The sequence below is a fragment of the Myroides sp. LJL116 genome, from assembly GCF_054871685.1.
On sequence record NZ_JBTXLR010000009.1, the window covers coordinates 116,648 to 142,506 of the forward strand.

Below are 25,859 nucleotides of genomic sequence, written 5' to 3' on the forward strand. Positions count from 1 at the left end.
AGATTAATAAAATTTTCATTATTTATATATAATCTTTATAGTAAATTTTTAATTTTTTTAATATTATCAAAAGAAAATAAAGTCTTACTGATATTGTAGCATTCTATAGCGTTATATTTATAATGCGCTTCATCTAGAATATTATATAAACTACTTGCAAGCATCTCTACTTCCCCACTAACACAATTTCCTAAAGATGGATACTTCTTAAAAACATTATCAGGATCTGAATTTAGCGATAAAACTGGGATGCCCCGTAACCAACTTTGGATAAAAACATTTGAAAAGCCTTCACTTACACTAGTATTAACAACAAGACTACCTTGGTTAAGTAAGAAGTCATTAACAAAATCATTGTCTTTATCTATATAGTGTACAATATTAGATCCGTCCTTAATCCTTTTCAGTAAATCTTCTCCGTAATTATTCCCTTGAATATTACCAATAATAACAAACTTTAAACTACTATCATTTGATAAGGAATCAGCTAAGTCTAAAAATATATCTAGCTGTTTAATGGGTTTAATATTAGCCACCCATACAATTTTTCGCTCTCGTCTAGATGTCTTTAAATCAACAATCTCCTCTGCATTAACCTCTACAGTAGGGTGCATATTATAAACTTGAAGTTTAGGTGTAACCCCGTACCTATTTAATGCTACCCCTTGCTCATTCGTTTGAACTATGAACTCACTATTATTAGAAACTGTTTTCTTAAAAAAAGCAAAATTAACTTTTCCTCTTAGACTAGCTTGATTAAACTCCAAAGTGAATAAATCAGCAATATGTATTATGTGTTTATAATTTAATTCTCTTTGATATTTAGACAAATAATATGACATAAATTTCAAAACACGTTGATAAACAAAATCAGGTTTTTCTTCATTCAATATTGAATAAATACGTCGAGCGTAAAAGTAATTAAGAGCCAAAAAGTCATATTTTGAAGGACTTTTCACAAAATACACTTTATAACCTTCTACCTGTTGCTCATATGTATCCTCAATAGGTTGCCCAGGCACATCCCCAAGATAAAGGAAAATTATTTCATAATCCTTTTTTAACTGATCTGCAATTAATCGCATTTGATATTCAGCTCCTCCTTTGAAAATAGGATAAATCCCTGTAACTAATATAACTTTCTTTTTCATTTATTTGCGTGATGTATTCCAAATATAAAATTTAACTAATATAAAAGTCAAAGCTATAGGTTGTATTGGTGCTAATAGAGTGGCCCTAGACCAGAAGATAGAAGACCCTAAAATAGCAATAGACATTGTTATTCCTAAGAGTGAGATATTGTCATACCCATAATGAAAAGTAAGAACATCTAATAACCTAAATAATCTGCCGATTAAGAACAAACCAATGAACACTCCAATTTCTCCTAATGTAAGATACAAATCCGCATTTATAGATGATCCTGAACCTACAAAATAGAACTCTCCTTTGTCGAGCCAAGTTATATAGAAAGCACTATTTTTATAACGGAAATGAGGATCGAAAATAGGGTCAAAAATACCACTTGCAAAAGGTACTATCTTTAGTGATTCTCTAACTTGAAATAACCCAAACAAATACGGGTATTTGGATGGAACACTTTCCATAGCATAATGTAAAGTTCGCACGGAAGTGGATAACTCCGCTGAAGCTGGTAAAACACTAGAGTATTTCTCATTAACTCGACCTTCACTTATTGTAGTAACAATTTTCGAGTATATTGAAGAATTATCATCTATTCTCCGAACAATACCAAGAATGGATAAAAACATTGCCCCAGCAAAAATACCAGCAATAATATATTTAAACTTAATTTTTACTTTTGTAGCAATAGTTAAAGCACACATATAGGTTAGAGCGAAGGATAAAATTGGTCCCCTATCTCCACTTATCAAAATAAGACATAAATAAATTATAACGTTTACATAGAAACCTTTACTCATGCTAAATACAAAACCTTTAATAGTTTTTACGTGGTTTAATCTACAATTAATAACATGCAAAATTAATAAAGATAAATATGTGATATAGTACAGAAGTTCCATATAAGCACCAATTGTACCAACACTACTTTCAATCATCGCTTGTGAATAGCTTCCGTATAGAATTTGAGCAATATTAAAATAAACGTAACCTATTAAAAGAAAATAAAAAAACCATACTAACTTTTTGATCGGAACGACTTTAAATTTTCGGTGCCTAATTTTACCTCTTTTTTTGTAAGAATAGTATCCTAGAAATAATGAAACTAAGCCAATCAAACTTAATAAAGCAGCTTTATTTATTAGAGTAGGATGTACGAAATAAAACAAATCAAATTCGTCAATATAGCCTAAAAAAAGATCTAAATATCCTTGAAAGAAAACAATTAAATATCCAACTAAAAATAAAAATATTGGACGAATATATTGTTTTCTCAATTCTTTAATAGGATCAAAAAAAGAACTAAAAACAAAAAAGCAAATAGAAACTAAAGCAAAAAAAAGTGTTAATCCTAATAAACCTATCGAAAAATGACTATCATTATTAAATGCATATAAAAAAACAGATAAAATCAAAAGCGGTAAAAAAAGAATAGAATAAAATTTATACATAATTTCTATATTTTTTCTAAGAAAGCCTTCAAAGTTAACTCTTGAATCCAAAACTTCCCTTTTTCAAATTTATAAGAGCCGTCAGCTAATAAATTATAAATCCCTGGCACCCCATCAATTTCCAACTGATTAGGCGTATCAACCCCTATAAATATAGAACTTTCAATTATAAAATACTTATTTAATTTCTCACTGTATAACAAATCAGTAGCTAAACAAGAGGCACCATAAAGCTTTTTAACTTTAAATGCTAGATCTAAAGCCTCATTAGGTATTTCTTTCTTTTCATAGTTTCCAGCTCCAGAAGCTCTAAAATCTCCCTTATTTGGATAACGATAATATCCTAAGGCTTGATTACCTATTGTTATAATACGTAAATCAAATGTAGCGTCAGAAATAAACTGTTGAAAATAAACATAGTCTTTTTGTCTTTCAAAAGGAAAATAAGTTTTCAAACCATTATAACCAAAGATTTTGTTTACTAATTGCACTGCTTGTTTTTTATTATCCAATTTATCTACACCAAAAGAAGCTGACCCAGTAGTTAATTTTGAAATGATAGGATACTTCGTATTAGCTAAAAAGTGTTCAATTTCTACTCTATCATGCGAAACAAATGTTGGAATCTCGGGTAAACCATGTGCTTGATATAAATAATGTGCATTAATTTTATCTTCATAACCCCAGATTTCATCATAAGAGGGTAAACACTTTTTTTGTAAAATCTTGTCTAAAACATAAATTTTATTTTTTGCAATCTTTTGAGTATTAGGGTCTGAAGCAGTATGCCAAATAATTAAATCATACTTTTTTGAAACTTCTAGCCAGTCGGAAGTTAAAATATTAAAAAACTCATATTTAATATTATTACTATTTAAAAAACGCTCATATTTTGGAAAATATGACCTAGGTGAAACATAGTTTTGATCTGCAAAAAAAACATCATCTTTAACAATACCTACAAGAAATCCCTCTTCAATATTGACAGATTCAAGCAATACTTTATTTGCATCATCTATATCCAAACAATGCTGTTTATACTCTACGATATTACCTTTCTCTATTAGCTTTTTCTTATAAAAAGCTAATAGAAATGGCGTCTTAAAAACTATATTTTTTATTAATCTACGTAACATTTTATCTATTTTGAAAACTACTAATTCTTTGATCAATTATCTCTCCCTCCTTAACGATAAGTGAATCCTTTAACACTACGCTTGGATTATCTTCAATTAGTTGGTCAATAGTATTTGAAACTTCTTGACTTAAACTCTTAGAAATTGTTTTGTAAAAAATTGAAGGAGTATGATCCACTGCGTAATGAGTTACACCATCTATTTCGTAAATCGGGTCATCCATGCTCGTAGGAATACACGTTTCAATTCCTCCGTTTCTGTCACAACTTACATCAATAATTAAAGACCCTTTTTTAAGACGTTTTAAATCTTCTTTATAAACAATATGATCTGTTCTTGATGTATCCCATAATATACAATTTACAATCACATCAAATTGATCTAATTCTTTTTGAAATAATTTTTCAGTTTTTCTATCATACATTGTAACATCTGCCCCCATAAAAGTAAGGATTTTTAAAGCACCTTTACCAATATTTCCTCTTCCAATTATTGCTACTTTTGTGTCATAAGGGAATAAACCATGCAATGTATAAGCATGCATAATTGCAGCTTCACCAGCTATTTCATTATTACGCCAAAAAGTATGCCTACCATCTTCAAACATATCTTCCCATGCATAAGCGGTAATATTATTATTTATTAAAATATCTGTTATTTCACGATTTTGAACTGCGTGTACCCAACCATATATTATCTGATCTTTTAAATCCGATAAATATGCTGCATCCCCGATTTTCCCATCGCAAATAATATCTTTTTGTAGAACTTCTCCTTTGGAAACGACTTTAACTCCAGCAGAAATATAATCCTCGTCGGAATAGCCTAAAACTTCCCCGTAGCCTTTCTCTACAAAAATGTATTCTTTATTTTTTATGTTTTTTATATCAGATGGTATCAAACATCTTCGTTTTTCATTTTTTTTCTGACTTATAGGAAATCCAACTGTTTTCATAATTTTATAATCTATTTTTTTGTTTTTTTGTTTCTATTAAATAAAGTCGATACACGCCACCACCCATTAACCACCTTCCTAAGCATAAATTCAGAGCAGCTCCTACTATACCAAGGAAATGTATTAAAGGAAAAGCTAATATAAATCCTGTCAATGATGCAATTACTGTATTTTTCATAACCAATTTATCTTGTCTTCTTACTATAAAATAATTAAGACCGAAAATATTTGACAAAGTATAACCTATTAAGCTAAATGCTAAAATGAATAAAACCCAAAACGAATTCTTTAAATTTAGATCCAAATACCAAAAAATAATTTTATGTACAGTAAGTATGCCTACAAAGATTAACGATGCAATTGAAAAAATAAGTTTTTTATATTTATGGAAAGCCCCTTTCTTGCGGTTAAGGTATGGAAAGCAGACACGCGAAAAAATATCAAGTAGCGTAGCTCCTAAATTAATTACTGTTAAAAGAGCTTGATATACACCTACAACAGCTTTTGCTTCAAAAATCCCTAGTAAAAAGGTACTAGTATTATTGTAAAGTGTTGGCACAAACTGATTAACAAATAGAGGAAAGTTACCTATGATAGTAGACTTAATATATTTAAAAGGAAGTAATTTAAATTTAATTTTGTATTTAAAAGTTAAAAGTAATTGTCCTACTACCCCCCCAAATATCAACCCCAAACCTTGTAGTAGAGGATAAATCCAATAATCTTTCTCTTCTCGAATAAAAAGAAAAATACACAAAGTAAAAAAAAATTTAATTCCTAAATTTAAATACGTGACATATTTCATTTTTTCAATACCTTGAAAAAACCATTCAGGAAAAATTGCATACCCTACTAACATTAAACTTGATAAAGCATATATACCTTTATATTCATGAAATGACTTTGTCAAAAGTACAACGGTTGCTATAATTAATAAAGACAGTATTAAAAAAATACTTTTAACTATTAGTACTTTACTGTATATAACATTTAATTTCTTTGGGCTATTTCTAAAAATAGCTACATCTCGCACTGCTGTAATTCGAAAGCTATAATCAGTCAAACTTTGGAAGTATGCAATTAAAGATGCTGCGAAAACAATGACACCGTATTTCTCAAAACCTATTACCCGTAAAACATATGGCAATGTTAATAAGGGTAAAACCATACCAACAAACTGTAAGGAAGAGAGAGCTACAAAATTTTCAAATAATACTTTGCCATCACCTTTTTGAATACTTTGTATAATTTTTCTAATATTCATGATTTTAAAGTCTTGAATCTACTTCATCATTTAGTACGCCTTTTACATCATACACAACCGAAACTTCCTTTTTAAAATCATTTAGATTTAGTTTTAATAATTCTGTATGAGCTACTCCTAAAACTATTGCATCGAATCGCTTTGCTGCTACAGGGAATCTATGATCAGCTGATTGCTTTTCGGTAGGTTGAATATCCTCAATAGTATTGTAACTAACTACTTGATATTCCCTCATAACTTGTGCTGGATCAGCCCATGGATCGTATGTTGTAACTTTCAATCCGTAATCTTCTAATGCGGCGATTACATCAATTATTTTTGTATTTCTAACGTCTGGACAATTCTCTTTGAAAGTAACTCCTAGCATTAAGACTTCTGCTTTACTTACATTGATTCCCTTTTTAATCATTGTCTTGATAACTTGAGAAGCAACATACTCACCCATAGAGTCATTTAACCTACGCCCTGCTAAAATAATTTCAGGATGGTACCCTTTTTCCATGGCTTTTTGTGCTAAATAATAAGGATCTACACCAATACAATGTCCTCCTACTAAACCTGGCTTAAAAGGTAAGAAATTCCATTTCGTACCAGCAGCTTCTAACACAGCATGTGTATCAATTTCTAAAAGGTTAAAAATTTTAGCTAATTCATTTACAAACGCTATGTTTATATCTCTTTGAGAATTCTCAATAACTTTAGCAGCTTCTGCTACCTTTATTGTTGGTGCTAGGTGGGTTCCAGCGATAATAACAGATTTATAAATATCGTTTACAATTTCTCCAATTTCTGGTGTACTACCCGCAGTTACTTTTAATATTTTCTCTACGGTATGCTCCTTATCTCCAGGGTTAATTCTCTCTGGAGAATATCCAGCAAAAAAATCTTCATTAAATTTAAGTCCAGAATTTCTTTCCAATACTGGCACGCATTCCTCTTCTGTCACTCCCGGGTAAACTGTTGACTCATATATAACTACATCCCCTTTTTTAAGCACTTTAGCAACTGTCTCAGATGCTCTATATAAAGGCGTTAAATCGGGTCTGTTGTGTTTATCCACAGGTGTAGGGACAGTTACAATAAAAACATTACAATCCTCTATATCAGAAAGGTCATTAGAACAATAAAGTCCAGTAGAATTTGATTTAACAGGATTATCTTTTACAGTAACACTTTGCAAAACTTCATCTGACACCTCTAGTGTACTATCTGTTCCCAATCGTAACTCTTCAATTCTACCTTTATTTATATCAAAACCTATTGTAGAAAATTTAGTACCAAATAAACGAGCTAGTGGTAATCCTACATAACCTAAGCCTATTACTGCAATTTTATATTTTGTATTCATATATTTAAACCCTCACTTATATAATTTAATCTAACTTAGCAATTATAACATTTCCTTATTTTCCCAGTACCAATTTACTGCCTCATCAATTCCCTGAGAAATAGTATGGCTAGCTTTGTAGCCTAATAACCTATTAGCCTTTTCAACTGAGGCTAGTGAATGCGGAATATCGCCAATACGATTTGGTCCAAATATTAAAGGGATGTCTTCAATTGCACTGTCGTACTTACTTAAAGACTTTTTTAAATGACTTACTAATTCAACAAGAGTAGTTCTATCACCCACAGCTGTATTATATACTGTATTAATAGCGTTATTATCTTCGGTAAGCATAACTAATTCGTTCATTTGAACTACATTATCAATAAAAGTAAAATCTCTAGAGAACTCCCCTGTACCATTAATAGTAGGACTCTCATGTGCAATTAACTGCTTCACAAACAATGGAATAACTGCTGCATATGCACCTTGAGGATCTTGCCTTTTCCCGAAAACATTAAAATATCTTAAACCAACTGTTTCAATACCATATGTACGACTAAAAACATCTGCATATAATTCATTTACATATTTAGTAACCGCATATGGAGAAAGTGGGTTACCGATAACATCCTCTACTTTTGGTAAACTTTCAGAATCACCATAAGTAGATGAACTAGCTGCATATACAAATCTCTTAACTTTTGCATCGCGTGCTGCTACCAACATATTTAAAAATCCAGTAACATTAACATCATTACTAGTAATTGGATCATTTATAGACCTAGGTACAGATCCTAGCGCTGCTTGATGTAATACATAGTCCATCCCTTTTGCTGCTTTGTGACAAGTTTCTAAGTCCCTAATATCACCTTCTATTAACTCATAGTTAGAATTAGATAAGAACTCTTCTATATTATGCTTATAACCTGTTGCAAAATTATCTAAACAACGTACAAAATAACCCTTGTTTAAAAAGTATTCAGTCAAATTAGAACCGATGAATCCAGCCCCACCAGTAATCAATATTTTAGCCATCTTAATATTATAATGATTTTTTTTCTTACTTATTTTCTCCTAATGTTAAATAATATTTTTTATTATTATTTTAACACCAAGCTACAAATGTACACTTTTAAAATATGGAGACCATTAAAAATCGCTGTTTTTATGCGAACTAATGTTTTTTCTAAGTTTAACAAAAACCACACCAAGAAATAAAAAATAATATTCTTTTATCATTTATTTTAAAATAAACTAAAAAATGCATGAGAACGCAATTTCAACTACTCATAACCCCTAAAAAAAGTTATAAAATTGACTTTATTTATTATCTATTTTTTTTTGGACAAAAAGACACCTAATTAGAAAACAACTTATCATTCACTATAAAAACTAGTCTTCGACTAAAAATTCCCCTCCATAAACATCATCTAACCCATAAAGTAGTTTATCACCTAATTGTAGTGTTGGGCGAATAATTATACTATCTAGTCCTTTGTTTATACTATGGGCTATAAGTTCGCTACAGTATAGTGCTGAGTCGTCTTCACTATTAAACTCTAAATCAAAGGGAACATGGGCCTTATAATAAGTTAAAGCCTGAGTAACTATTTTTTCTTTTGTCGCAGAATCTAAAGTATTGTAGTAGAACCTATGGGATTTACTTTGGGATAAAAAAGAAGTTAGTGTTTCTTTTTTTACATATCCTACCCCTGTAAACTCACTTGCCTCTATATGAATCACAAATAAGCTATCATTTTCTCTTTGTACAAGACCTACATGAGAGAACTCCTTTTCTTGTGAGGCATACTTTCTAAAAAAGTTAGAAAAATAACCTGTACCCAAGCGAAATACAATATCTCCATTATTTAAATTAGCCTGTTCAAAGGAAGAACAGGCTAACTCATTTTGTTTTGATAAAGGTTTTATTTCTTTATTGTTACAACAAAGAAATAGAAAGGATATGCAACAAAGTAAAAAGACTTTTACTTTTCTGGCTTGATATTCACTAACCACTTACCATCAATTTTGTATAATGTTAATTCATCGCTTTTACCATTCTGATCGCTAAAAGTAACATAAGCCGTATTTTCTACGATTGAATCTTTTAAAAATTCGAATTTATAATTCGGATCAACTGGCAGCCCCCCAAAAGAACTAGCAAAGTCTAATAATTTACCTGTAGATTCCGTTGCATATTTTTTTGCTTCTTCTACTTTTCCCTTAGCTAAATTTTCACTGAATTCTTTAGCAGCGTGTTTTGGTCCCTGTGAGCATGCAATAAAAGCTAGAGACATAAAACTAAGTAATAAAAATTTCTTTAACATAATTCGCTTTATTTTTTTTAAAAAATAAAGGTACTACTATCCCATGATTTTAACAATCTATAAGGAATAATATTTTTTATGTCGCTTAAGTTTGAACACAAACTATCTTTAAATAAAAAAATCCCTTAGTTACTCAAGCTAAGGGATTCCAACAATAAAACTTTATTTAACACTTTGCAGTGCTTTTCATATAAACAACTTGAAACAGTTGTTTTGTGATTTCTACACTCGCTATCCTGCTTCTAAAGAATAAGGATAATTCATTGTAAATTATTTAGCTAATGCTTTTCTAACCTGTGGAGCTACTTTGTCTCCTAAGAGCTCGATACTCTTCATCACTGTTTTGTGATCAGGTGCTCCAATATCTATGTGCATTAACCATCTGGTTAAACCAAACATTTCTTGGTGGTATAAAATTTTATCTGCCACCTGGTTAGGATCTCCAATAAATAGAGCTCCTTCTTTTTCTCTACCATACTCATATTGAGAGTAAGTGTAAGGTTGCCATCCACGGGATGAACCAATTCTATCCATCTGACCTTTATACAAAGGAAAGTACCCTTTAGCTAAAGCTTGTTCGTCCTCCCCTATTAATCCGTGGGAGTGAGTAGCAATTTGCATTTTATTTATGTCATGCCCAGCATTTAAGTATTCTTGTCTATAATAATCAAAGAATCCTTTGTACTGAGAAGGCATACCACCGATAATTGCAAAGACTAAAGGTAAACCTAATCTTGCTGCTCTTTGAACAGACTCTGGTGTTCCTCCTGCAGCGATCCAAATATCTAAAGGTTTATCTGCTCTAGGGAAAATTTCTTGATTTTCTAAAGAAGGTCTGTGCTCTCCTTTCCAAGAAAGCGGCCCATCTGCCTTATTAATCTTCAAAAGTAGATCTAACTTTTCGGTGAATATCTCGCTATACTTGTCTAAATCTTGCCCAAATAAAGGAAAAGACTCAATAAAGCTTCCTCTTCCTACAGTAATCTCTGCTCTATTCTTAGATAAAAGATCCAAAGTAGCAAAACTTTGGTATAATCTAACTGGGTCGCTACTACTTAAAACGCTTACCGAGCTAGTTAATTTAATATTTTTAGTTACACTAGATGCTGCTGATAGAACAATCTCTGGAGTAGATACTGCGTAATCCGGTCTATGGTGTTCCCCTATTCCAAATACATCAAGACCTACCTCGTCCATTAATTTTACTTCCTCTATAATTTGCTGTAATTTCTCTCCAGCAGGTTGGTACTTATTTGTTGTTGGATCAAAACGAAGATCTCCAAACATACTAATTCCTATTTCCATAATTTGCTGATTTTATACTACAAAGATACCTATTCTATAAGCATTCTAAATTAATATAGGTTAAGTAATGCATCCTCTTTACATTTTTGAAATCCAGTGAATAATACCCTAAAATACATCATTTAATCCCATTAAGCAAAAAACAGCTTAGAATTACTCTTTATTGGGCAGATTCTATTTTTTTAGCTGTTCAAATACCATGGTGTTTGATAAGTAAGTCCCCTTGCCTGTTTAAAGAGGTATCTTTAATGGTGATATGTAAGACCTTAGAATTATCCATAGCAAATACAGGAAGCACATATACTCCATGCCAAGGTTTTAAAAAAGTAGCTTCTTTTAAAGGCAGTTTATCCGCTACTATAGGTAAAGCTTTTTCCTGCAGTATACTTCCTTTTTTCAAAAAACGATCTTTTAGGTAAAACTCTACCTTTTCTATATTAAAAGGCAAAGAACTAAGATTCTCCACTCCTAAATGAAACACAAGTTTATCCTTATAGACATACACATCCCATAGATAAGTATTTAAACCATTTTGAGAGGTCCTACTCACAGCTTTATGTAGAGGTAAATGGTAGATACTATCCATTATATGCTCGAGTTCACTTACAGAAGTACCCAAAAGCACACTGGGGTAAATATCCCCTACCTCTTTTTTCTTAAAAAAACCATCCTTGGTAAAATCAAAGCTTAATACTTTTGGGTCTAACTCAAAGCTAACTTCAAAGTTATAATACCCTCCTGCGCTTGTAATAACAGTTACATTAGTAGGGCGTATATTCCCTTTGGCCGCCTTTAAGCGAAGTACATTAAGAGCGTTAGGTACCTTGGTGGCTAGTATCTCATTGCTACCTAAGTCCACATATTGTATATCTGCTTTAAAAAGAAGATGTGTTGTTTTTTGGTGGGTTAAACTAAGAGCAAAGCTCTCGAGCTCTCAAGGAGACCTAGGAGTATTATCCTTATTTTCTTGGGCGCACAAAAAGCCAAGTCCTCCAAGAAACCCTATTATAAAATAAAATGTTTTTTTCATAGTAAAACATAAAATGTGGTTAATTAATCTTTTTAAGGCGCAAAGACAAAGAGTATTTCTTTGTCCTTTTCTAAAAACACTTTCACCGAGCGAAGGTTTTTAGAAAATATTGCCCCTACTCCTTTTATCAGATCACCAGAAAGATTAGTAATGATTTGATCCTTGGCAGAAGAGTTAAACGAAATACTATTAGAAGCGGTAGATCCTAAATTAGCTAAAATCTCATTGGAGTCCCTTATTTGCTTATACTCATAAATACCTAAGCCTCTATTGCCATAGGTATCATAGCCTATTAAAGATACTGGGATAATATAGTCCTTAATTAATACAGAGGTTATATCTATCTCTAAGCGATCTTGATTAACATAGGCCTTTGCCTGTAATATACTTCCCTTTTCTAAAAGAAGTCCGTCCACTAGAATATCTTCTTTTAATTCAATTTTGATATAGGCCTGGTCTAAAAAACTACAATCCTCTCAAACTACTGCTTTAATGGTGTTTTTTATCCTTTTTATTTGGGTTTCTAGTCCAATTGGAGTGAAAAACTCCTGTTTAAATGGAGGAAGTTCTACTTCCATTATACCTGAAGTATCTCTAACTTGCCCCTTTGCAGACAAAGTAGAAACAATATCCATAGGGTCTTTTTCAACCCTTTGTATTTTAGCTGCCTTAATCACAGAGGAAGATTTTTCCACACTATTTTCTTTGATCTGCCCAATATCTTTTGGCAGAAGCGCAGAAGCCATAGCTACGGATTTCTCCATCAGCTCAAAAGCACTCACTGCGGAAGAAGGTGCTAAGGTCTGCATTTGATAATCTACCCTATCAAAAAGGTCTTGCTTATTTGGGGCTAGAATACTTGTTATAGGTTCTAAAGGCTGTTCTTTTTTATAGATCTCTTTAAGCTCCTGGGTAACTGCCGAAACTCCCTCTGTATAAAAGGAAGCCAATTGCATATAATCCAACCCACTTGAAGTTGTTTCCTCCATGAACTGCTTTTCTGAGATATCTTCACCCATGCTCTGGGCATCTCTTTGCTTTTGCAGCCAAGCTTCCATTTGGTAGACTTTTTCTTTTTGCTCAGGCATAGAAACTTCCCTAGGTTCTGGTAAAGCTAGTTCAGAGGATACACTGCTAGTTGAACTTGGTTTAAAAATAAAAAACATCGCTATTAAAAATGCTACACCCAAAAGGGCATATACCTTGTATTTAGTATATTTATTTTTCTGTTCTGGCGCTTGATAGTCCCAATAAGGTAAACCTTCTTTGGCCAATTCATCCATTACTTCCATTGGATCTTTCATAGTAATATTTGTTTTAAAAAATAAGACAATATTTAACGGGAGAGCGTTTCCAAATCTGCATTATTTACCATGGTAAATTTCTGCAGTAAAAACCCTTGGGGGTTATTATCCGAGCGTACTCCATTTACTAATTCAAAACTAGTTACCAGGCTTCGTTTAGTAATATTACTAGTGCGTATGATATACTGTTTACCATAATACACACCCTTATACGGGTAATCATCCATATTAATTAGTATGCTATCGGTCTGAATATTTTGCTGTATGTTAGCTGTTATAATACGGTTGTAATATCCTTTTTCTAGAAGATCCTTATAGTAGTTAAAACTACTTTGATCACTTAGGTTAAAAGCCCTTTCCATACTTTGTTCAATGGCACTTTTTTGAGGTGAAAGCGTAAAGAACAATTCGTGAAACCTTCTAGCGTGTTCTCTAGCCTCTACTGGCCTATTGATATGCACGTCTTGGGATAATGCGAGCATTAAAGACTTACCATTATCTAAGACATACACTTTTTGCCTTTGCTTTTCAGCAAAAGCATAACTCATTCAAATACTAAACCCCACTGTAAAAGCGCATAGTAAAGTAAAGCAAATACAGTACAGACGTATCTTTTGAAAGCTGGTCTCTAAATTGTTTAAAACACGAAATTCCATTATCTATTACTATTTGTATTTATAAAGTTATTATTTCAAAACGCACTCAACTGTGCAAATCAACCTTGAAAAATTAAGGCGGGCAAAACAGCTAAAAGACTATACGTCCCCCATGCTGATCTACTTTGTAAACCAACAACTAGCCTTTTTTGCCGTTATTACCCGCCCTTTTTAGAACCCGATAGCAGAGTTTTGGTGATAAAACCACCAATAAAAGCAGATCGGTTAATATTTTGGGTAAAACGCTCTACTCCACTAGCCTGTATAACCCAACCTGTTACACTTGGTACTGTGAAATAGCCTATTATCCCAATTATCATATAAAGAATGTAAATGGTGGATGAGCCATCGTCGATATAATTTGGGTTTTGAAGTTCCTGTATCTGCTGCTCTAATAGTAAAACTTGAATACGCGAGAGCATAGAGGAAAACAAATCGGCTACTGGTAGCCATAAATACACGCTGATGTAACGCATCACCCACCATAGTAAGGTGGATTCAAAACCACTCCAAACCGATATACCAAAAGAAAGAGGTCCTAAGATGGACAGTACGATTAAAAAAAAGGTACGCATAGTGTCAATCACTAAAGACGCTCCCATAAAGAGCAGTTCTAAGAATTCGCGAAATCCTTCCTTTATATTCTCTTGTAAATCATGCATACTTCTTTCGAGGTACATACCGCTAATACTAGCTAAATCGGAGAGGGACCAACCTAATTCTTCTAACTTTTTATCAAACTCCTCATTGGAAACTAGATAGGCCCTTTGAGGGTCATTTAGTAAGACTTTGGCTTTTAAATCATCTTTATAGCTTTGTAAGGCATTGAGATCTACTACTTGAGTCTGTAAAATTTGATGGGTACCTTGAACTATAGGAGACAAAACCCCATTTATGGTACCTAAAACTAAGCTGGGAAAAAACATAATACACACTCCTATGGCAAGAGGCCTTAAAAGAGGGTATACCTCTATGGGCTGCGTGTTAGCTAAAGACTTTCATACTCTTAAAGCGATATAAAAAAGCGCTCCAAGTCCTGCAATTCCTTTAGCTACTTGGCTCATATCCTGGCACAGAGGCATCATTTGATTGTATAGTTCTTGTAGAACTTCATGTAAATTACTTCTTTGCATAACTACCAGAATTTTTGGTTAGTATTTCCATAGAGTTCAAGAACTCTTTGCTTTTGCTGTTTGCTAGAGGCTCTTATAATACTAACAGAAATATTCTTTCTTGTATAGTAATTCACAAGGCTATGGTAATGCCTGATAAGGGAATATACCCTATCGATAATATCCATTCTCTCTTTGTCGTTTAACGATAAACTACTTGGATTGATGATAAGTTTAAGCTCTACTAAAAGTGCAGTAGTCTCTTGTAATAGTAATATATATCCAGAGGCTATGGCTAAAATCTCTTTCTCATTAAAATGAGGATCTTGCATTATTTTAGAAAAGCTAGATAAATACATTTGAGTAATCTCACTTATTAATAACACGCTTTGTTGCACCTTTCTAGCGTCTCTAACTAGGTGATTCACCTGCATTAACTTATCATAGTAGACTTTACTTTGATTGTAGATGCGCTGCAATTCCTGAAAATTTTGCATTACCGCATGAGCCGTAGCACTTCCTTGAGCTATTTGATTGGTTGAGTTTATAATACTTTGGGCAAAATTACCTGGATCATACACGGTGAATTGCGCCTTAGCTACTCCAGAGTACAAAAGTGCAGAACTAAAAAAGAGCATTAAATATTTCAAAGACATAACAACTAATTTTAAAATCATCTTGGAGGTTATAGATAGAGATTGCCTCACAGCTAAAAATCCTTCTTTTGCTGGGCTAAGTGAGTAATAGCTCTTTGTATATCGCCTTTATAAAGGGCTAAAGCACCTTGGAGCTTTACTTTTTCTTTGTGTTCTGTGGTATAAGCTCAGTATTCACTAGGGCTTACCTCTGTGGCATATACCGCGCTATGTGTGGTGGAAAGCCCAATCCATACTTCTTTGTATTTCCTATTAGGATCATTACCTAAATTAATAGAGAGAATCTGCTGTTTTTGCTTATCGCTAAGACCTAATAAGGCTTGTATATCTTCAAACTTATTGATGTATTTTCTTTGGTCTAGTAGTATTTTACAATCAGAGTTATTTATAATAGCCTGTTTAACCACTTCGGAGCTAATGATATCCTCTATTTCTTGGGTAACAATTATAGCCTCGCCATAGTATTTTCGCACGGTCTTAAACAAATACTGTATATAGTTTACCATCTCTGCCTTAGCAATGGCCTTCCATGCCTCTTCGATTAAAATAACCTTTCTCACTCCATGTAAGTTGCGCAGTTTACGAATAAAGAGCTCCATCAAAATAATGGTTACTACGCCAAAGAGAATCTCATGGTCCTTTAAGGCATCTATTTCAAATACCACAAATCTTTTATCATAAGGATCAATCTCCTCTGATGCATTGAGTAAGAAATCGTATTCTCCTCCTTTGTAATATGGCTGTAATACCGTTAGTAAATTAGAAAGATCAAAATCCCTTTCCTTTACCTTATTCTTTTGTAACTCTAAGGCAAAATCCTGTTGTAAAAACACATAAAAACTATCAAACCCAGGGGTAATTTCGGCTTTTTGTAGCTCTAAATCATAAAGGGAAATAGCATTAGAAAGCCATACTTGTTCACTTCTAGTTAAGGTGTCTTGTTTTCTTTTCCAAAGCGCAATAAGTAAAGCGTGTAAACTTTGCTTTTTACTTATATCATAGGGCTTACCTTGATAATAGAAAGGATTAAAACAAAGGGGATTCTCCTGTGTATAGGTATAATAAAGACCATCCTTTCCGCCTGTTTTTTCTCTAATTACATTACATAAGCCTTGGTAAGAATCTCCTGTATCTACTAAGAGTATATGGGCACCTTGCTGGTAATACTGTCTAAGGATATGATTGGTAAAAAAGGACTTCCCACTTCCAGAAGGTCCTAGAATAAACTTATTGCGATTATTTATAATGCCTTTTTCCAGGGGTAAATCCGAAAAATCCACCAAGATGGGTTTACCACTTAACCTCTCACTTAACTTTACCCCAAAGCTAGAAGTGGAACTTTGATAATTAGTCTCTTGGGTGAAGAAACAAATAGCCTGTTCGAAAAAGGTTAGAAAACTTTCCTCCATAGGAAAATCTCCACTGTTCCCTGGTATCCCAGCCCAATATAGAGCCGGAGCATCCACCGTGCAGTATTTAGGCACTGCATCTAGATAAGTGATTGCAGTAGAACACTGCTCTTTTATAGCTTTAGCCTGTTTTTCACAAGAGCTCCAGGACATAATATTAAAGTGGGCTTTAATACTGGTCTTAGCGTGCTGTTGAGCTTGCTCTAAATACGCCCTATTACCTTGGGAGTTTTGTAAGTTCTCTTTGCCAAACTTGGATAGAGAAAACAAATTCTTTGTTCTTTTCTCCAGTTTTTTTAGTACCTCGCTACTTTTTTCAATAAACAAATATTGATTGTAAATATGGTTGCAATCCAGTAGTAATCCCAAAGGAGCTGCAAAGGATAAAAAACACTCATTATTTGGGGTAGATAGTTTATTAAACACACCACATGGACTGACCTCATTTGGCATGTTTTCTAAATCGTTTATACTGTGAAACATCAATCTTTGATCCCCCAACAGCAGTCTATCCTCCTGTATACTGATGTCCTTTAATACAACCTTTTCCCTTTGATCTAAAGTAAGGTAAAGCTGCATTAATCCCCCACTTTTATCACTGCCGATAATTTGCTCCTGGGTTAAAGACTGTATTTTAATAAAAGGATTCTGCTCTAGCACATTTTTAAACAAGCTAACACTTTGGAAAAATGCTTCTAACTCCCCAGGGTCCACTGTATGGCTAGTGATTAAACTAGGCCTACACAAAGAAGACAATACACTATTGGATCGCAATTTATTGGCGCTAGTCTTGGTTAAAAACAAATAACAGTCATGCTTTAAATAAGGCCTTTCATTAAAGTGTTTTTCATAGCTTCGATCTAGAAAATCGTCTTTCTTTTCAGAGAAATCGCCCTTATACTCTTGGGCCAAATACCAGTCTTGTTTATGTACAATGGTATTTACTGGCAATAGTTGTAAGGCCTTATTTCAAAGGGCATGTAACTCCTCATAATCCTTAGCACTAAGAGTGAATATTTCGGGTAATTCTACTTTAAAACCCAAGGTTACGTCACCTTGTTTGGATAGAATAACATTAGATTCCACATTTAAAATGGGAAACATCTTTTCTATATTACTTCTTTTAGGTTTTCTTATCATGATTGGATTTTTTAAAAATGGATTCCATACAACTAAACAGCGTTTTATTGGATAAAATATACTTAGGCATTCTTGCCTTAGCACGTTTTTTCATAAGGCCATGTTCTCCATACTTCTTACTTACATAGTACAATATATACAAGGCTAAAAAGATGGAACCAAACAGGCTTATTAAAACAAATAAAGGGTCCATACCTGCCATAAATAAAAAACAGGTCAGTAGAAAAATTGCAAAGCAGTGTATCATCACATACTTTAAATAAGATGCACTAAGACCTCTAATTTTCACGGGATTACCCACCCTTTTGAAAATAGGATAACGTTTTACCATAGTATAGTTTTTATAAAAAGAAAGATCTAAGAATGGTAGCGGATACTATTAGAAATATACAGGCTCCAAACCAACTTGCAGCTGTTTTACTTGTATCTGGGTCTCCGCTAGAAAACTTATGGTAAATTTTAACTCCACCGATTAGCCCCACTACAGCTCCAATGGCATAAATAAGCTTGGATGCAGGGTCAAAATAAGAAGTAACCATATTAGTAGCCTCGGTAATACCAGCTATACCGTTACCTTGAGCTAAAATGGAGTTGCAAAATAGTAAAGCGCAAACTATTACGCCAAACTTAAAATAGATTGAGATTTTCATAATTTATATTTTTAATAGTTAATTGGTTTAATAAAAATAGTGGCCCTGTGGGCTTTAAAGCCTTTATAATTCCCGCCTAGAGCCCAGGTAATGTTGTGGGATAAATCCCCAGGAATAAAACTGAATAATATTTTGGATAGGTAGCTTCGTATCTACTGTATCCACTAAGCTGAGAGACTAAAGAGGATAGGAGAAAACTTCACTAAAGAGGCTAACTTTATAAAAGCAGTTTTTTAAGATAAAGTCATTAGGTCCTACAAATAATGCAATTAGGTGTTTAGCCATTTAACATCTTCACAAACAATATTACACGCTTTGTCAACGTAAAGGTTTTTCTCTGCAAACAAGCCCTCTCCTATTATAGCAGTAATACTAATTCTAGTACCCACTGGATCTAAGAGTTGCTCAATTTGTTCTAGGTTTAAGCTCACTCCCATAATAAAAGCACTTTGTTGCCATTTACAAAAGGGATTAATACAGCTTATCTCTATTCCCTTTACATAGACGCTTCTATGCCCACACTTTGGACAATTAAAGGGGTGCATCATATTGGAGAGTTCTAAAGATTCTATATCTTCTACAATTTGCTTTAAAAGCCTGTGAAAATACTCCAGCCACTGCTCTTGGGACAACTCTTTATTAAAGTACTTCATTAAAGTACTTTCAAATTCTCTAAGTGTACTTCTTTGTCCTAGAATAGTGTGTTTAAGAACTCTAGTTAAGCGAAACACTACGCCTTTAAAGTAATAGTAGCCGTTTAAGTAATTAAATAAATCCTGGGTATATAGAGTATGTATGACACTTTTATTTAAGATTTCATGGCCTACTGCTAAGTCATGATCCGCCCATAAGTCACTGTCCTTTTTATAGATATAATCGAGCATCTTCACAACTTGAGATCCGTGAAAAACCCCGTAGTGTTCGCAATTTTTATGAAGCATTTCTACGGACTTAATAACAAGCTTATCTCCTACAGATAAATCAGGTATTTCCTCTAAAACAGTATCCTTATTAGAGTACTCTAATTCCCCATTTACAGCTCTTCATCCTGCTTGTTTTATCTTAGATAAATGTCCAGTGAATACCTGACCTGCAATTTCGACTTTTATACTTGTAAGTTGTCTTTGGCAATCATCACTAAGACTCTGCACAATTCTTTCCATAATAAGGTCAACTAATTTGCTTTGTCCAAGGGTTAAAAAATATTGGTAGCGAGGAGTGATAAAAATACCTTCATGCTCCATTTCCGATAAATCACCCACAAGTCTTTTGGTAATTGGGGCGCACTGAATCCAGCGAATATGGTCTTTATACTTTTTGTGTTTACGGTGTACATCTAGTAGCATTGGCAGTTGCTTATAGGTAGATTCCCTAATCTGATTCCCTGCTACTCTAGGGTAGGTAAGATATCTTTTTTGATATAAGGCCATGGTTAAAAAGTTAGTTCGCCAAGCGTTATAACCAATGCGCTTACCTGCCTCTATTTGAAGAGTTCGCATATTAAATAGCATAGGAGGCTCTTGGGTATGTTCTTTACTTCTTACTTCTAACACACTGGCGAACTTTGCATTTTTCACCTTTTTCATAGTGCTAAAACCTGGAAGTTCACCTCTTCAAATAGTATTGGATACCACACAAAACTCCACTCCATCTTTCTCTAAGGTGACTTTCAATTGAGAACGTCCAGCCCAATTAAAACGAAGCTTTCTAGTGTAAGTGTCCATCATTAGAGTTAATAGACCGCTTGTTAATCTACTAAGGTTAAAGGAATAATCTGGCATCTTCCTGCGTATTGCCGCTGTGGCATTCACCGCAATAAGCCAATCACAATAATGCCTAGTTTTAGCCTGAAAATGCAATTCTTTGGAATAAGTAGGATCCCCAAGGTTGGCAAAGGCATGGCGAATAGCCTCATGAGTAAGTACGGGAATCCATACCCTAGTGACAGGTAATGTACACTTTAAGTAATCATATACATACCAGGCTAATAATTCTCCATTTTTACTGGGTTCAGTAGCCATAATAAGCTGAGTGCCATTTTCATTGAGTAGTTCTTCTAAAAATTCCATTTGAGCAGTAGCCATACCACATGTTCGCAGCTTTCCTCTTTTTGTTCGTACTTGTCGAAGCAAATAAGTAGGCTTCTCTGGAATGAAAGGCAACTCATTTTGAGCAACGCTTGTTTCTAAATAATCCTCTATTTCAGGTAAAGCGATTAAGTCTTTTGTAGTTCATGTAACTAAATAACCACTACCAAAATAATATCCTTGGCGTTTTTTGGTAGCACCAATCACTATAGCGATTACTCTGCCTACCTCTCGACTTGAAGTAATTACAACTTTCATAGTGCAATATATTTTTAATTAAACGTATCTATGTTTATAAATCAAAGTGATCCACTTTAGATTTATTCTTTTCCCCTCTGTTCTATTAAGGCTAAGACCTAGCAGATCACCAGGCCTTAACCTTGCCAATGAAAAAATAGAAGAAACAATGTATTTTTATATTTTATGCTTTAGCAATAGTTTTATTTCCTATTGCGTCTTTGGCTTGCTTTTTTATTTCTAGTAGTAGTGCGCCTGTGTATATTTTGTTTTATTATTCTATACACAGATTGCACCTTATAATAGATTTTTCCACCAATTGTAAAGTAACGCAGTCTACCTTGGGAGCGGTAACGTTGTAATGTTCGTGGACTTACTTTTAAGAGTTGCAGAACTTCTTGAGTGTCTAAAGTTTTTCTTCCTTGAAAGAGTTTATTCTTCTTTGAAAGAGCCTCTAGCTTTTCTTGTAATATCTTTTGTTCTTTAGAGATAGTGTTAAGTCAACTCTTAAATTCCTTTGGGCTTATTATTCTCATAACACTAAGTATTAGCTTGTTAATCTTATCGTTATCCATTGCAAATTAAGAGACTAAAAAACACATCTATTGCCAAGTTTTGAAAATAACCGTAATTTATTTTCAAAACTTCACTTTTAGAACTTCTCTTCCTTGCTACACAGCGTATAATTACCCATGCTAAATAAAGGATATGCAGACTCCTCCCTACCCCTTATTACATAAGGGATACATCTATTTTCAGGAAGTGTAAATTCACAGAAAAACATCTGTTAGAATCCCAATAATTTAAGCAGTGAAAAAAGATATAAAAAAGTAAAATAAATTCTAACATATTGTTTTTAAGCAAAAGAGAAAATGTCCATATCTTAAAAATCCTAGGTTTTACAAGGCTTTACAGAGATTGGCTTTTTTGGGTGAAATTTCCTAATAAAATGTTAAAAACAAAGAATGTACCCGTTTCGGATTTTACAGGCTGGCTGTAAATGAAAAATTCCTATTATATAGGAATTTTTATAAGTAGTCAATAGCATTAATGACTATCTAGAACATATAAGCTGATATTAAAAAAGTTCATTAAAGTTAGCATGTCTTAAGAATAAACTATCTATTAAAAAAGGCTTGAATAAACTGTATAAAACCCTGAGTTACAGAAGAGGTAAACTCTTTGTCTTCTTGCAACTGGTTTTTCCTTTTTCCAATAATTGGGTAATTAATCTGATCGTTATATACTTTACCATTGAATTCATTGGAATCTATAAAGTTAGCCTCCACTAAAAAAGGTACCCCATGGTGAAAAGAGGCCATCGTAAACCCATTTTCGTTAAGTACTCCATCCATAGAGTGAGTACCCTCTCCGGAGATATACCCCTGTGAGATGATAGTATCTCCACTGCGATAGATATCCAATTGTTTCATATTGCGTAAATCGTATACTAAATAGAAAATGGAATCTCGTTGTGGAAATTCTAATTCCCAAGTTCCGGTAGGATCAACTAAAGTTGTTATCTCTGTAGTCTTATAGGGATAGAAATTATCCTTGGCTAAATAAAGGCTAAAGGGGGTTTGACGTTGTATCTTACCTAGAGAATAAATCAAGCTACCTTTTAAAACAGAATCATTTTCAAAAGTTCCTACTAACTTACTGTGTAGGCCAACTTGCATTTCAAATGTATTATCTCTTTTAAAGATTGCTTTTCTAATCACCTGTGTACCGCTTACTAAATATCCCTCTATAAACCCAGAGGAGGAATCATCTTGACGCATGCCTAAACGAAGAGGAATCTGCACGGAATCCGCAGCTAAAAAATAACCTTGCCATATATTTCCGCCATGCTCTATGGGATTAGATAGCTGCATTTTATAGCTCTTAGTACACCCAATACCTATAAGGCAGATTAATAAAAGAAATACTCTACTCACTACTGTTCTTACATTTTTCATACATCCTCCCTTTTGCAGTTCATTAAAAAACTTATTACAAGGTAAATAGATTATTTGGCATCTAATAAAAGGGTGGAGTAATTTTTAAAGCATAGTAGAGAATACTTTGCCTAAAGGGGATTTAACCGAGAAAGTAGAATAAATGCTAATTAGTACTAAGCCACTTCTTAAATTCAGTAACCCTTTCTCTACTTACAATCATAGCTTCCTTGGATTTGTACATAACTATCTCTAAGCGATACCCAGAATATTGGGTAATTTTATCAATGTATTCAATAGCTATAATTTGGTGGCGATTAATTCTAAAAAACTTAGTAGGATCTAAACTCTCCAAGACAGACTCCAAAGACCCTTGCTCTAAGAGATGGTTATATCCCTTATTATCTTGAATATAAATCCCCCTGTCCATTCTATAACAAGACACTATATCTTGCACCAAAATCATCTTTATTTGCATTGCCACATTAACCATCAACCTCTTGGCATAACTGTTAGAGCCTAGACTTTCTCTAATGCTTTTTATGGCTTGCTGCACACTTTGATTCTGAGTGGTAAACTTATCAATAGCTAACTGTAACTCTTTTGGATCAATAGGCTTTAAGAGATAGTCGATACTATTTAATTTAAAGGCCTTTATAGCATAATGATCATAACTAGTTACAAAAACAATAGCACTTTGAATGGAAAGTTGCTCAAAAATCTCTAAAGATAATCCGTCTGCTAGTTCAATATCTGCAAAAATTAAATCGACCTCTGGCCCCTGGGAAAACCAAGTTAAAGACTCACTAACGCTATAAAGGGTATGAGATACATCATAGCCAAGACTTTTTAATTCTCTAGCTAATAATCTAGCGGCTGGCTTTTCATCTTCTATAATTACAATATTCATATTCAAGGGGAAATAAGTACAGGCACACTTACGCTAAAGGTATCCAGGGTGTCTTCAATTAAAATATCTTTTTGGCTCAACAAAAAGCTGCGCTTGGCTAAATTAGCTAATCCAAAACCCTGGGAGTCAATTGCTTTAGGTTTAGGAAGTTTCTCATTACTCAGAACAATATAGTCCTGTTTAACATCCAACACTACTTTTATTTTACCATTAGTGGGAATTGCATTGTGTTTAACTACATTTTCAATGAGTAATTGCAAGGCCAAGGTAACAATTTTATGCTGTGCAATAGCCTTTACCTCGGGGGTTATTACAAAATCAATAGCATTGTCATAACGAACATTCAAAAGGTAAATATAATCTTGTAAAAAGATCAATTCATCCTTAACTAAACAATCGTTTTGATCTATTTTTAGCAGTACATAACGATAAATCTTACTAAAAGCCCTCGCAAATTGCTCTGCTTTTACTGGATCCTCTTGTATAGTGCTGATGAGCACATTTAAATTATTAAACAAAAAATGAGGTGAAAGCTGCTTTTTCATACTCTCTATATAACTTTGCTGTAATGCAATTTCATTTTCTTTGTTCTTTAACTCTAAAGCCTTGAGCTGATCTGCATAATAGAAATTAAATACTACAAGAAGTATAAAGAAACTCACCAAGGTAATTACCAGTATATTCTCCAATCCAATAGAGAATCCCTCTATAGGAACTTTGTAGAAATATTTTAAAAATAGGAACCTAAACAAATAGTAGGATACAACAGAAACAATTAAACCTGTTGAGAAAAACAGTGTACTACGCCACTTTCTATTCAGGGTTTGCTTTATTTTATGCTCTCTTACTCTAATACATTTACTCACAAGGGTACTAGCCACTAAATTAGTAGCATAAATACAAAGAAATAAGAAAAAGGAGTAGAATAAGTCTCGCCAAAAACCTTTTATCTCCACTAACTGGATTATGCTTTCTACTTGGGAACTATAAAATAGACAACTAACCAATAAAGAGGTTATAATCCCAAAGGTAATGGCTAAAAACACATGTCTGTACCAATTAATAGGCATAGCTTTTCATTTATATTGTTATTTACATTGTTCTTTAGTAACACCTCCTACTAAAAAAGTCAATTATTAAAGTGTTGAACAGTTTTCTTGAGCCTTTATCGCGCTTTGTTTACCCCAAGAAGGTAGAAAAAGATCGTTACCTGTATTTTGGTCAAATAAGAGCAACGCCTTTTGAATTAATTGACAATTTTGCTCTAAGTCAATTTTCATAAACCTAGCACTATTAAAATTAAAATCCGCCAAAAGCGTTAAGGCCCTAGGGTTTTCACTATTAAAAGTGAGCGCATCTTGGTAGGACTCTATAATTATTGGACTCTTAACAAAGCCCTTACTCATAGGATCACTTATCAAATCTAAGGTATGGTTTAATCCTTGTAAAACATACCATTCGTCTTTCATTGTACTTTTTAGCAACCACTTTTCTATATCCTGATTGTTATCTTCTATTAAAGCGTCTAAATCTACAGGAGAATTTCTAAAACCTTGCATAATAACAATTAGCCTTTTATAATAAGCGGCCATTTCATAATCTGGATTACTATCCAAAAGACGATCAAATACAAGAGTAGCCTGTGTTAAATTTCCTTTTTCAAAATAGTCTACTCCCCTTTGCATAGCTGTGTTCCAATTGCTTTGAGCTTGAAGGCTAAAAAAGGACGCAATAAGAACTAATGTAATAATTTTTCGCATGATATTTCTTTTTTAAATTATAGTATAAAACTACCTCTAGTTATAACTCCATTCAAAACA

Annotated in this window: 22 protein-coding genes and 5 pseudogenes; all 27 read right to left on the reverse strand. The window is 33.3% G+C overall.

Going from position 1 to position 25,859, the window contains the following annotated elements; translation table 11 throughout:
• Positions 1-35 precede the first annotated feature (35 nt).
• Positions 36-1,151, reverse strand: a complete 1,116-nt coding sequence (locus tag ACYSNM_RS08385) for a glycosyltransferase (RefSeq protein ID WP_461756489.1) — start codon at positions 1,149-1,151, stop codon at positions 36-38.
• Positions 1,152-2,594: an O-antigen polysaccharide polymerase Wzy gene (gene wzy / locus ACYSNM_RS08390; protein ID WP_461756490.1), complete on the reverse strand. Its 1,443-nt coding sequence runs from the start codon at positions 2,592-2,594 to the stop codon at positions 1,152-1,154.
• Between the two features lie 5 nt (positions 2,595-2,599).
• A complete protein-coding gene (locus tag ACYSNM_RS08395) occupies positions 2,600-3,766 on the reverse strand; it encodes an ATP-grasp domain-containing protein (RefSeq protein WP_461756491.1) in 1,167 nt (388 codons plus the stop codon).
• On the reverse strand, positions 3,732-4,685 hold the full coding sequence (locus tag ACYSNM_RS08400) for a N(5)-(carboxyethyl)ornithine synthase (RefSeq protein ID WP_461756492.1): 954 nt from the start codon (positions 4,683-4,685) through the stop codon (positions 3,732-3,734). Before ACYSNM_RS08400 ends, ACYSNM_RS08395 begins: the two co-directional genes overlap by 35 nt.
• A 4-nt stretch (positions 4,686-4,689) precedes the next feature.
• Positions 4,690-5,949 carry an oligosaccharide flippase family protein gene (locus ACYSNM_RS08405; protein ID WP_461756493.1) on the reverse strand — a complete coding sequence of 420 codons (1,260 nt, stop codon included), beginning with the start codon at positions 5,947-5,949 and terminating at the stop codon, positions 4,690-4,692.
• Positions 5,950-5,953: 4 nt separating this feature from the next.
• The gene (locus ACYSNM_RS08410; protein WP_461756494.1) at positions 5,954-7,297 is read right to left on the reverse strand and encodes a nucleotide sugar dehydrogenase; all 1,344 of its coding nucleotides are present in this window, start codon (positions 7,295-7,297) and stop codon (positions 5,954-5,956) included.
• A 42-nt stretch (positions 7,298-7,339) separates the two neighbouring features.
• The gene (locus ACYSNM_RS08415; RefSeq protein ID WP_461756495.1) at positions 7,340-8,314 is read right to left on the reverse strand and encodes an SDR family oxidoreductase; all 975 of its coding nucleotides are present in this window, start codon (positions 8,312-8,314) and stop codon (positions 7,340-7,342) included.
• Between the two features lie 357 nt (positions 8,315-8,671).
• Positions 8,672-9,295, reverse strand: coding sequence for a YiiX/YebB-like N1pC/P60 family cysteine hydrolase (locus tag ACYSNM_RS08420; RefSeq protein WP_461756496.1), 624 nt, complete (start codon positions 9,293-9,295; stop codon positions 8,672-8,674).
• Positions 9,265-9,606, reverse strand: coding sequence for a nuclear transport factor 2 family protein (locus tag ACYSNM_RS08425; protein ID WP_461756497.1), 342 nt, complete (start codon positions 9,604-9,606; stop codon positions 9,265-9,267). Before ACYSNM_RS08425 ends, ACYSNM_RS08420 begins: the two co-directional genes overlap by 31 nt.
• 270 nt (positions 9,607-9,876) lie before the next feature.
• Positions 9,877-10,911, reverse strand: coding sequence for an LLM class flavin-dependent oxidoreductase (locus tag ACYSNM_RS08430; protein ID WP_461756498.1), 1,035 nt, complete (start codon positions 10,909-10,911; stop codon positions 9,877-9,879).
• A gap of 190 nt (positions 10,912-11,101) precedes the next feature.
• A pseudogene (locus ACYSNM_RS08435) lies at positions 11,102-11,812 on the reverse strand (DUF4138 domain-containing protein); the annotation flags it as partial.
• 161 nt (positions 11,813-11,973) lie between these two features.
• Positions 11,974-12,390 (reverse strand): annotated as a pseudogene (gene traM / locus ACYSNM_RS08440) (conjugative transposon protein TraM); the annotation flags it as partial.
• 27 nt (positions 12,391-12,417) lie between these two features.
• A complete protein-coding gene (locus ACYSNM_RS08445; protein WP_461756499.1) occupies positions 12,418-13,245 on the reverse strand; it encodes a hypothetical protein in 828 nt (275 codons plus the stop codon).
• A 32-nt stretch (positions 13,246-13,277) separates the two neighbouring features.
• Positions 13,278-13,901 (reverse strand): annotated as a pseudogene (gene traK, locus ACYSNM_RS08450) (conjugative transposon protein TraK).
• Between the two features lie 158 nt (positions 13,902-14,059).
• A pseudogene (gene traJ / locus ACYSNM_RS08455) lies at positions 14,060-15,034 on the reverse strand (conjugative transposon protein TraJ).
• A 2-nt stretch (positions 15,035-15,036) separates the two neighbouring features.
• Entirely contained in the window at positions 15,037-15,651 is a 615-nt protein-coding gene (locus tag ACYSNM_RS08460; protein WP_461756539.1) for a DUF4141 domain-containing protein, read from the reverse strand.
• A gap of 71 nt (positions 15,652-15,722) precedes the next feature.
• A pseudogene (locus ACYSNM_RS08465) lies at positions 15,723-18,218 on the reverse strand (TraG family conjugative transposon ATPase).
• Complete coding sequence (locus ACYSNM_RS08470; protein ID WP_461756500.1) at positions 18,202-18,549, reverse strand: DUF4133 domain-containing protein; 348 nt, start codon at positions 18,547-18,549, stop codon at positions 18,202-18,204. Before ACYSNM_RS08470 ends, ACYSNM_RS08465 begins: the two are co-directional and overlap by 17 nt.
• 10 nt (positions 18,550-18,559) lie before the next feature.
• Entirely contained in the window at positions 18,560-18,868 is a 309-nt protein-coding gene (locus tag ACYSNM_RS08475; protein ID WP_461753758.1) for a DUF4134 domain-containing protein, read from the reverse strand.
• 269 nt (positions 18,869-19,137) lie between these two features.
• Complete coding sequence (locus ACYSNM_RS08480) at positions 19,138-19,809, reverse strand: hypothetical protein (protein WP_461756501.1); 672 nt, start codon at positions 19,807-19,809, stop codon at positions 19,138-19,140.
• A gap of 102 nt (positions 19,810-19,911) precedes the next feature.
• Entirely contained in the window at positions 19,912-20,454 is a 543-nt protein-coding gene (locus ACYSNM_RS08485; protein WP_461756502.1) for a DNA topoisomerase, read from the reverse strand.
• Positions 20,455-20,481: 27 nt separating this feature from the next.
• Positions 20,482-21,030, reverse strand: coding sequence for a hypothetical protein (locus ACYSNM_RS08490; RefSeq protein WP_461756503.1), 549 nt, complete (start codon positions 21,028-21,030; stop codon positions 20,482-20,484).
• Between the two features lie 365 nt (positions 21,031-21,395).
• Positions 21,396-21,683 (reverse strand): helix-turn-helix domain-containing protein, encoded by a 288-nt coding sequence (locus ACYSNM_RS08495; protein WP_461756540.1) that lies wholly within the window; start codon positions 21,681-21,683, stop codon positions 21,396-21,398.
• Positions 21,684-22,310: 627 nt separating this feature from the next.
• The gene (locus ACYSNM_RS08500; RefSeq protein WP_461756504.1) at positions 22,311-23,150 is read right to left on the reverse strand and encodes a hypothetical protein; all 840 of its coding nucleotides are present in this window, start codon (positions 23,148-23,150) and stop codon (positions 22,311-22,313) included.
• Positions 23,151-23,295: 145 nt separating this feature from the next.
• Positions 23,296-24,039, reverse strand: a complete 744-nt coding sequence (locus tag ACYSNM_RS08505; protein ID WP_461756505.1) for a LytR/AlgR family response regulator transcription factor — start codon at positions 24,037-24,039, stop codon at positions 23,296-23,298.
• Positions 24,040-24,041: 2 nt separating this feature from the next.
• The gene (locus ACYSNM_RS08510; RefSeq protein ID WP_461756506.1) at positions 24,042-25,109 is read right to left on the reverse strand and encodes a sensor histidine kinase; all 1,068 of its coding nucleotides are present in this window, start codon (positions 25,107-25,109) and stop codon (positions 24,042-24,044) included.
• A 66-nt stretch (positions 25,110-25,175) separates the two neighbouring features.
• Positions 25,176-25,799 carry a tetratricopeptide repeat protein gene (locus tag ACYSNM_RS08515; protein WP_461756507.1) on the reverse strand — a complete coding sequence of 208 codons (624 nt, stop codon included), beginning with the start codon at positions 25,797-25,799 and terminating at the stop codon, positions 25,176-25,178.
• Positions 25,800-25,859: the final 60 nt, after the last annotated feature.

Bases quoted from the DNA above. Each gene is read 5' to 3' on its own strand.
- ACYSNM_RS08385 (WP_461756489.1), bottom strand. From the start codon at position 1,151: ATGAAAAAGAAAGTTATATTAGTTACAGGGATTTATCCTATTTTCAAA.
- wzy (WP_461756490.1), bottom strand. From the start codon at position 2,594: ATGTATAAATTTTATTCTATTCTTTTTTTACCGCTTTTGATTTTATCT.
- ACYSNM_RS08400 (WP_461756492.1), bottom strand. From the start codon at position 4,685: ATGAAAACAGTTGGATTTCCTATAAGTCAGAAAAAAAATGAAAAACGA.
- ACYSNM_RS08405 (WP_461756493.1), bottom strand. From the start codon at position 5,949: ATGAATATTAGAAAAATTATACAAAGTATTCAAAAAGGTGATGGCAAA.
- ACYSNM_RS08410 (WP_461756494.1), bottom strand. From the start codon at position 7,297: ATGAATACAAAATATAAAATTGCAGTAATAGGCTTAGGTTATGTAGGA.
- ACYSNM_RS08415 (WP_461756495.1), bottom strand. From the start codon at position 8,314: ATGGCTAAAATATTGATTACTGGTGGGGCTGGATTCATCGGTTCTAAT.
- ACYSNM_RS08425 (WP_461756497.1), bottom strand. From the start codon at position 9,606: ATGTTAAAGAAATTTTTATTACTTAGTTTTATGTCTCTAGCTTTTATT.
- ACYSNM_RS08430 (WP_461756498.1), bottom strand. From the start codon at position 10,911: ATGGAAATAGGAATTAGTATGTTTGGAGATCTTCGTTTTGATCCAACA.
- ACYSNM_RS08445 (WP_461756499.1), bottom strand. From the start codon at position 13,245: ATGAAAGATCCAATGGAAGTAATGGATGAATTGGCCAAAGAAGGTTTA.
- ACYSNM_RS08460 (WP_461756539.1), bottom strand. From the start codon at position 15,651: ATGCTCTTTTTTAGTTCTGCACTTTTGTACTCTGGAGTAGCTAAGGCG.
- ACYSNM_RS08470 (WP_461756500.1), bottom strand. From the start codon at position 18,549: ATGGTAAAACGTTATCCTATTTTCAAAAGGGTGGGTAATCCCGTGAAA.
- ACYSNM_RS08475 (WP_461753758.1), bottom strand. From the start codon at position 18,868: ATGAAAATCTCAATCTATTTTAAGTTTGGCGTAATAGTTTGCGCTTTA.
- ACYSNM_RS08480 (WP_461756501.1), bottom strand. From the start codon at position 19,809: ATGCTTCATAAAAATTGCGAACACTACGGGGTTTTTCACGGATCTCAA.
- ACYSNM_RS08485 (WP_461756502.1), bottom strand. From the start codon at position 20,454: ATGAAAAAGGTGAAAAATGCAAAGTTCGCCAGTGTGTTAGAAGTAAGA.
- ACYSNM_RS08500 (WP_461756504.1), bottom strand. From the start codon at position 23,150: ATGAAAAATGTAAGAACAGTAGTGAGTAGAGTATTTCTTTTATTAATC.
- ACYSNM_RS08505 (WP_461756505.1), bottom strand. From the start codon at position 24,039: ATGAATATTGTAATTATAGAAGATGAAAAGCCAGCCGCTAGATTATTA.
- ACYSNM_RS08510 (WP_461756506.1), bottom strand. From the start codon at position 25,109: ATGCCTATTAATTGGTACAGACATGTGTTTTTAGCCATTACCTTTGGG.
- ACYSNM_RS08515 (WP_461756507.1), bottom strand. From the start codon at position 25,799: ATGCGAAAAATTATTACATTAGTTCTTATTGCGTCCTTTTTTAGCCTT.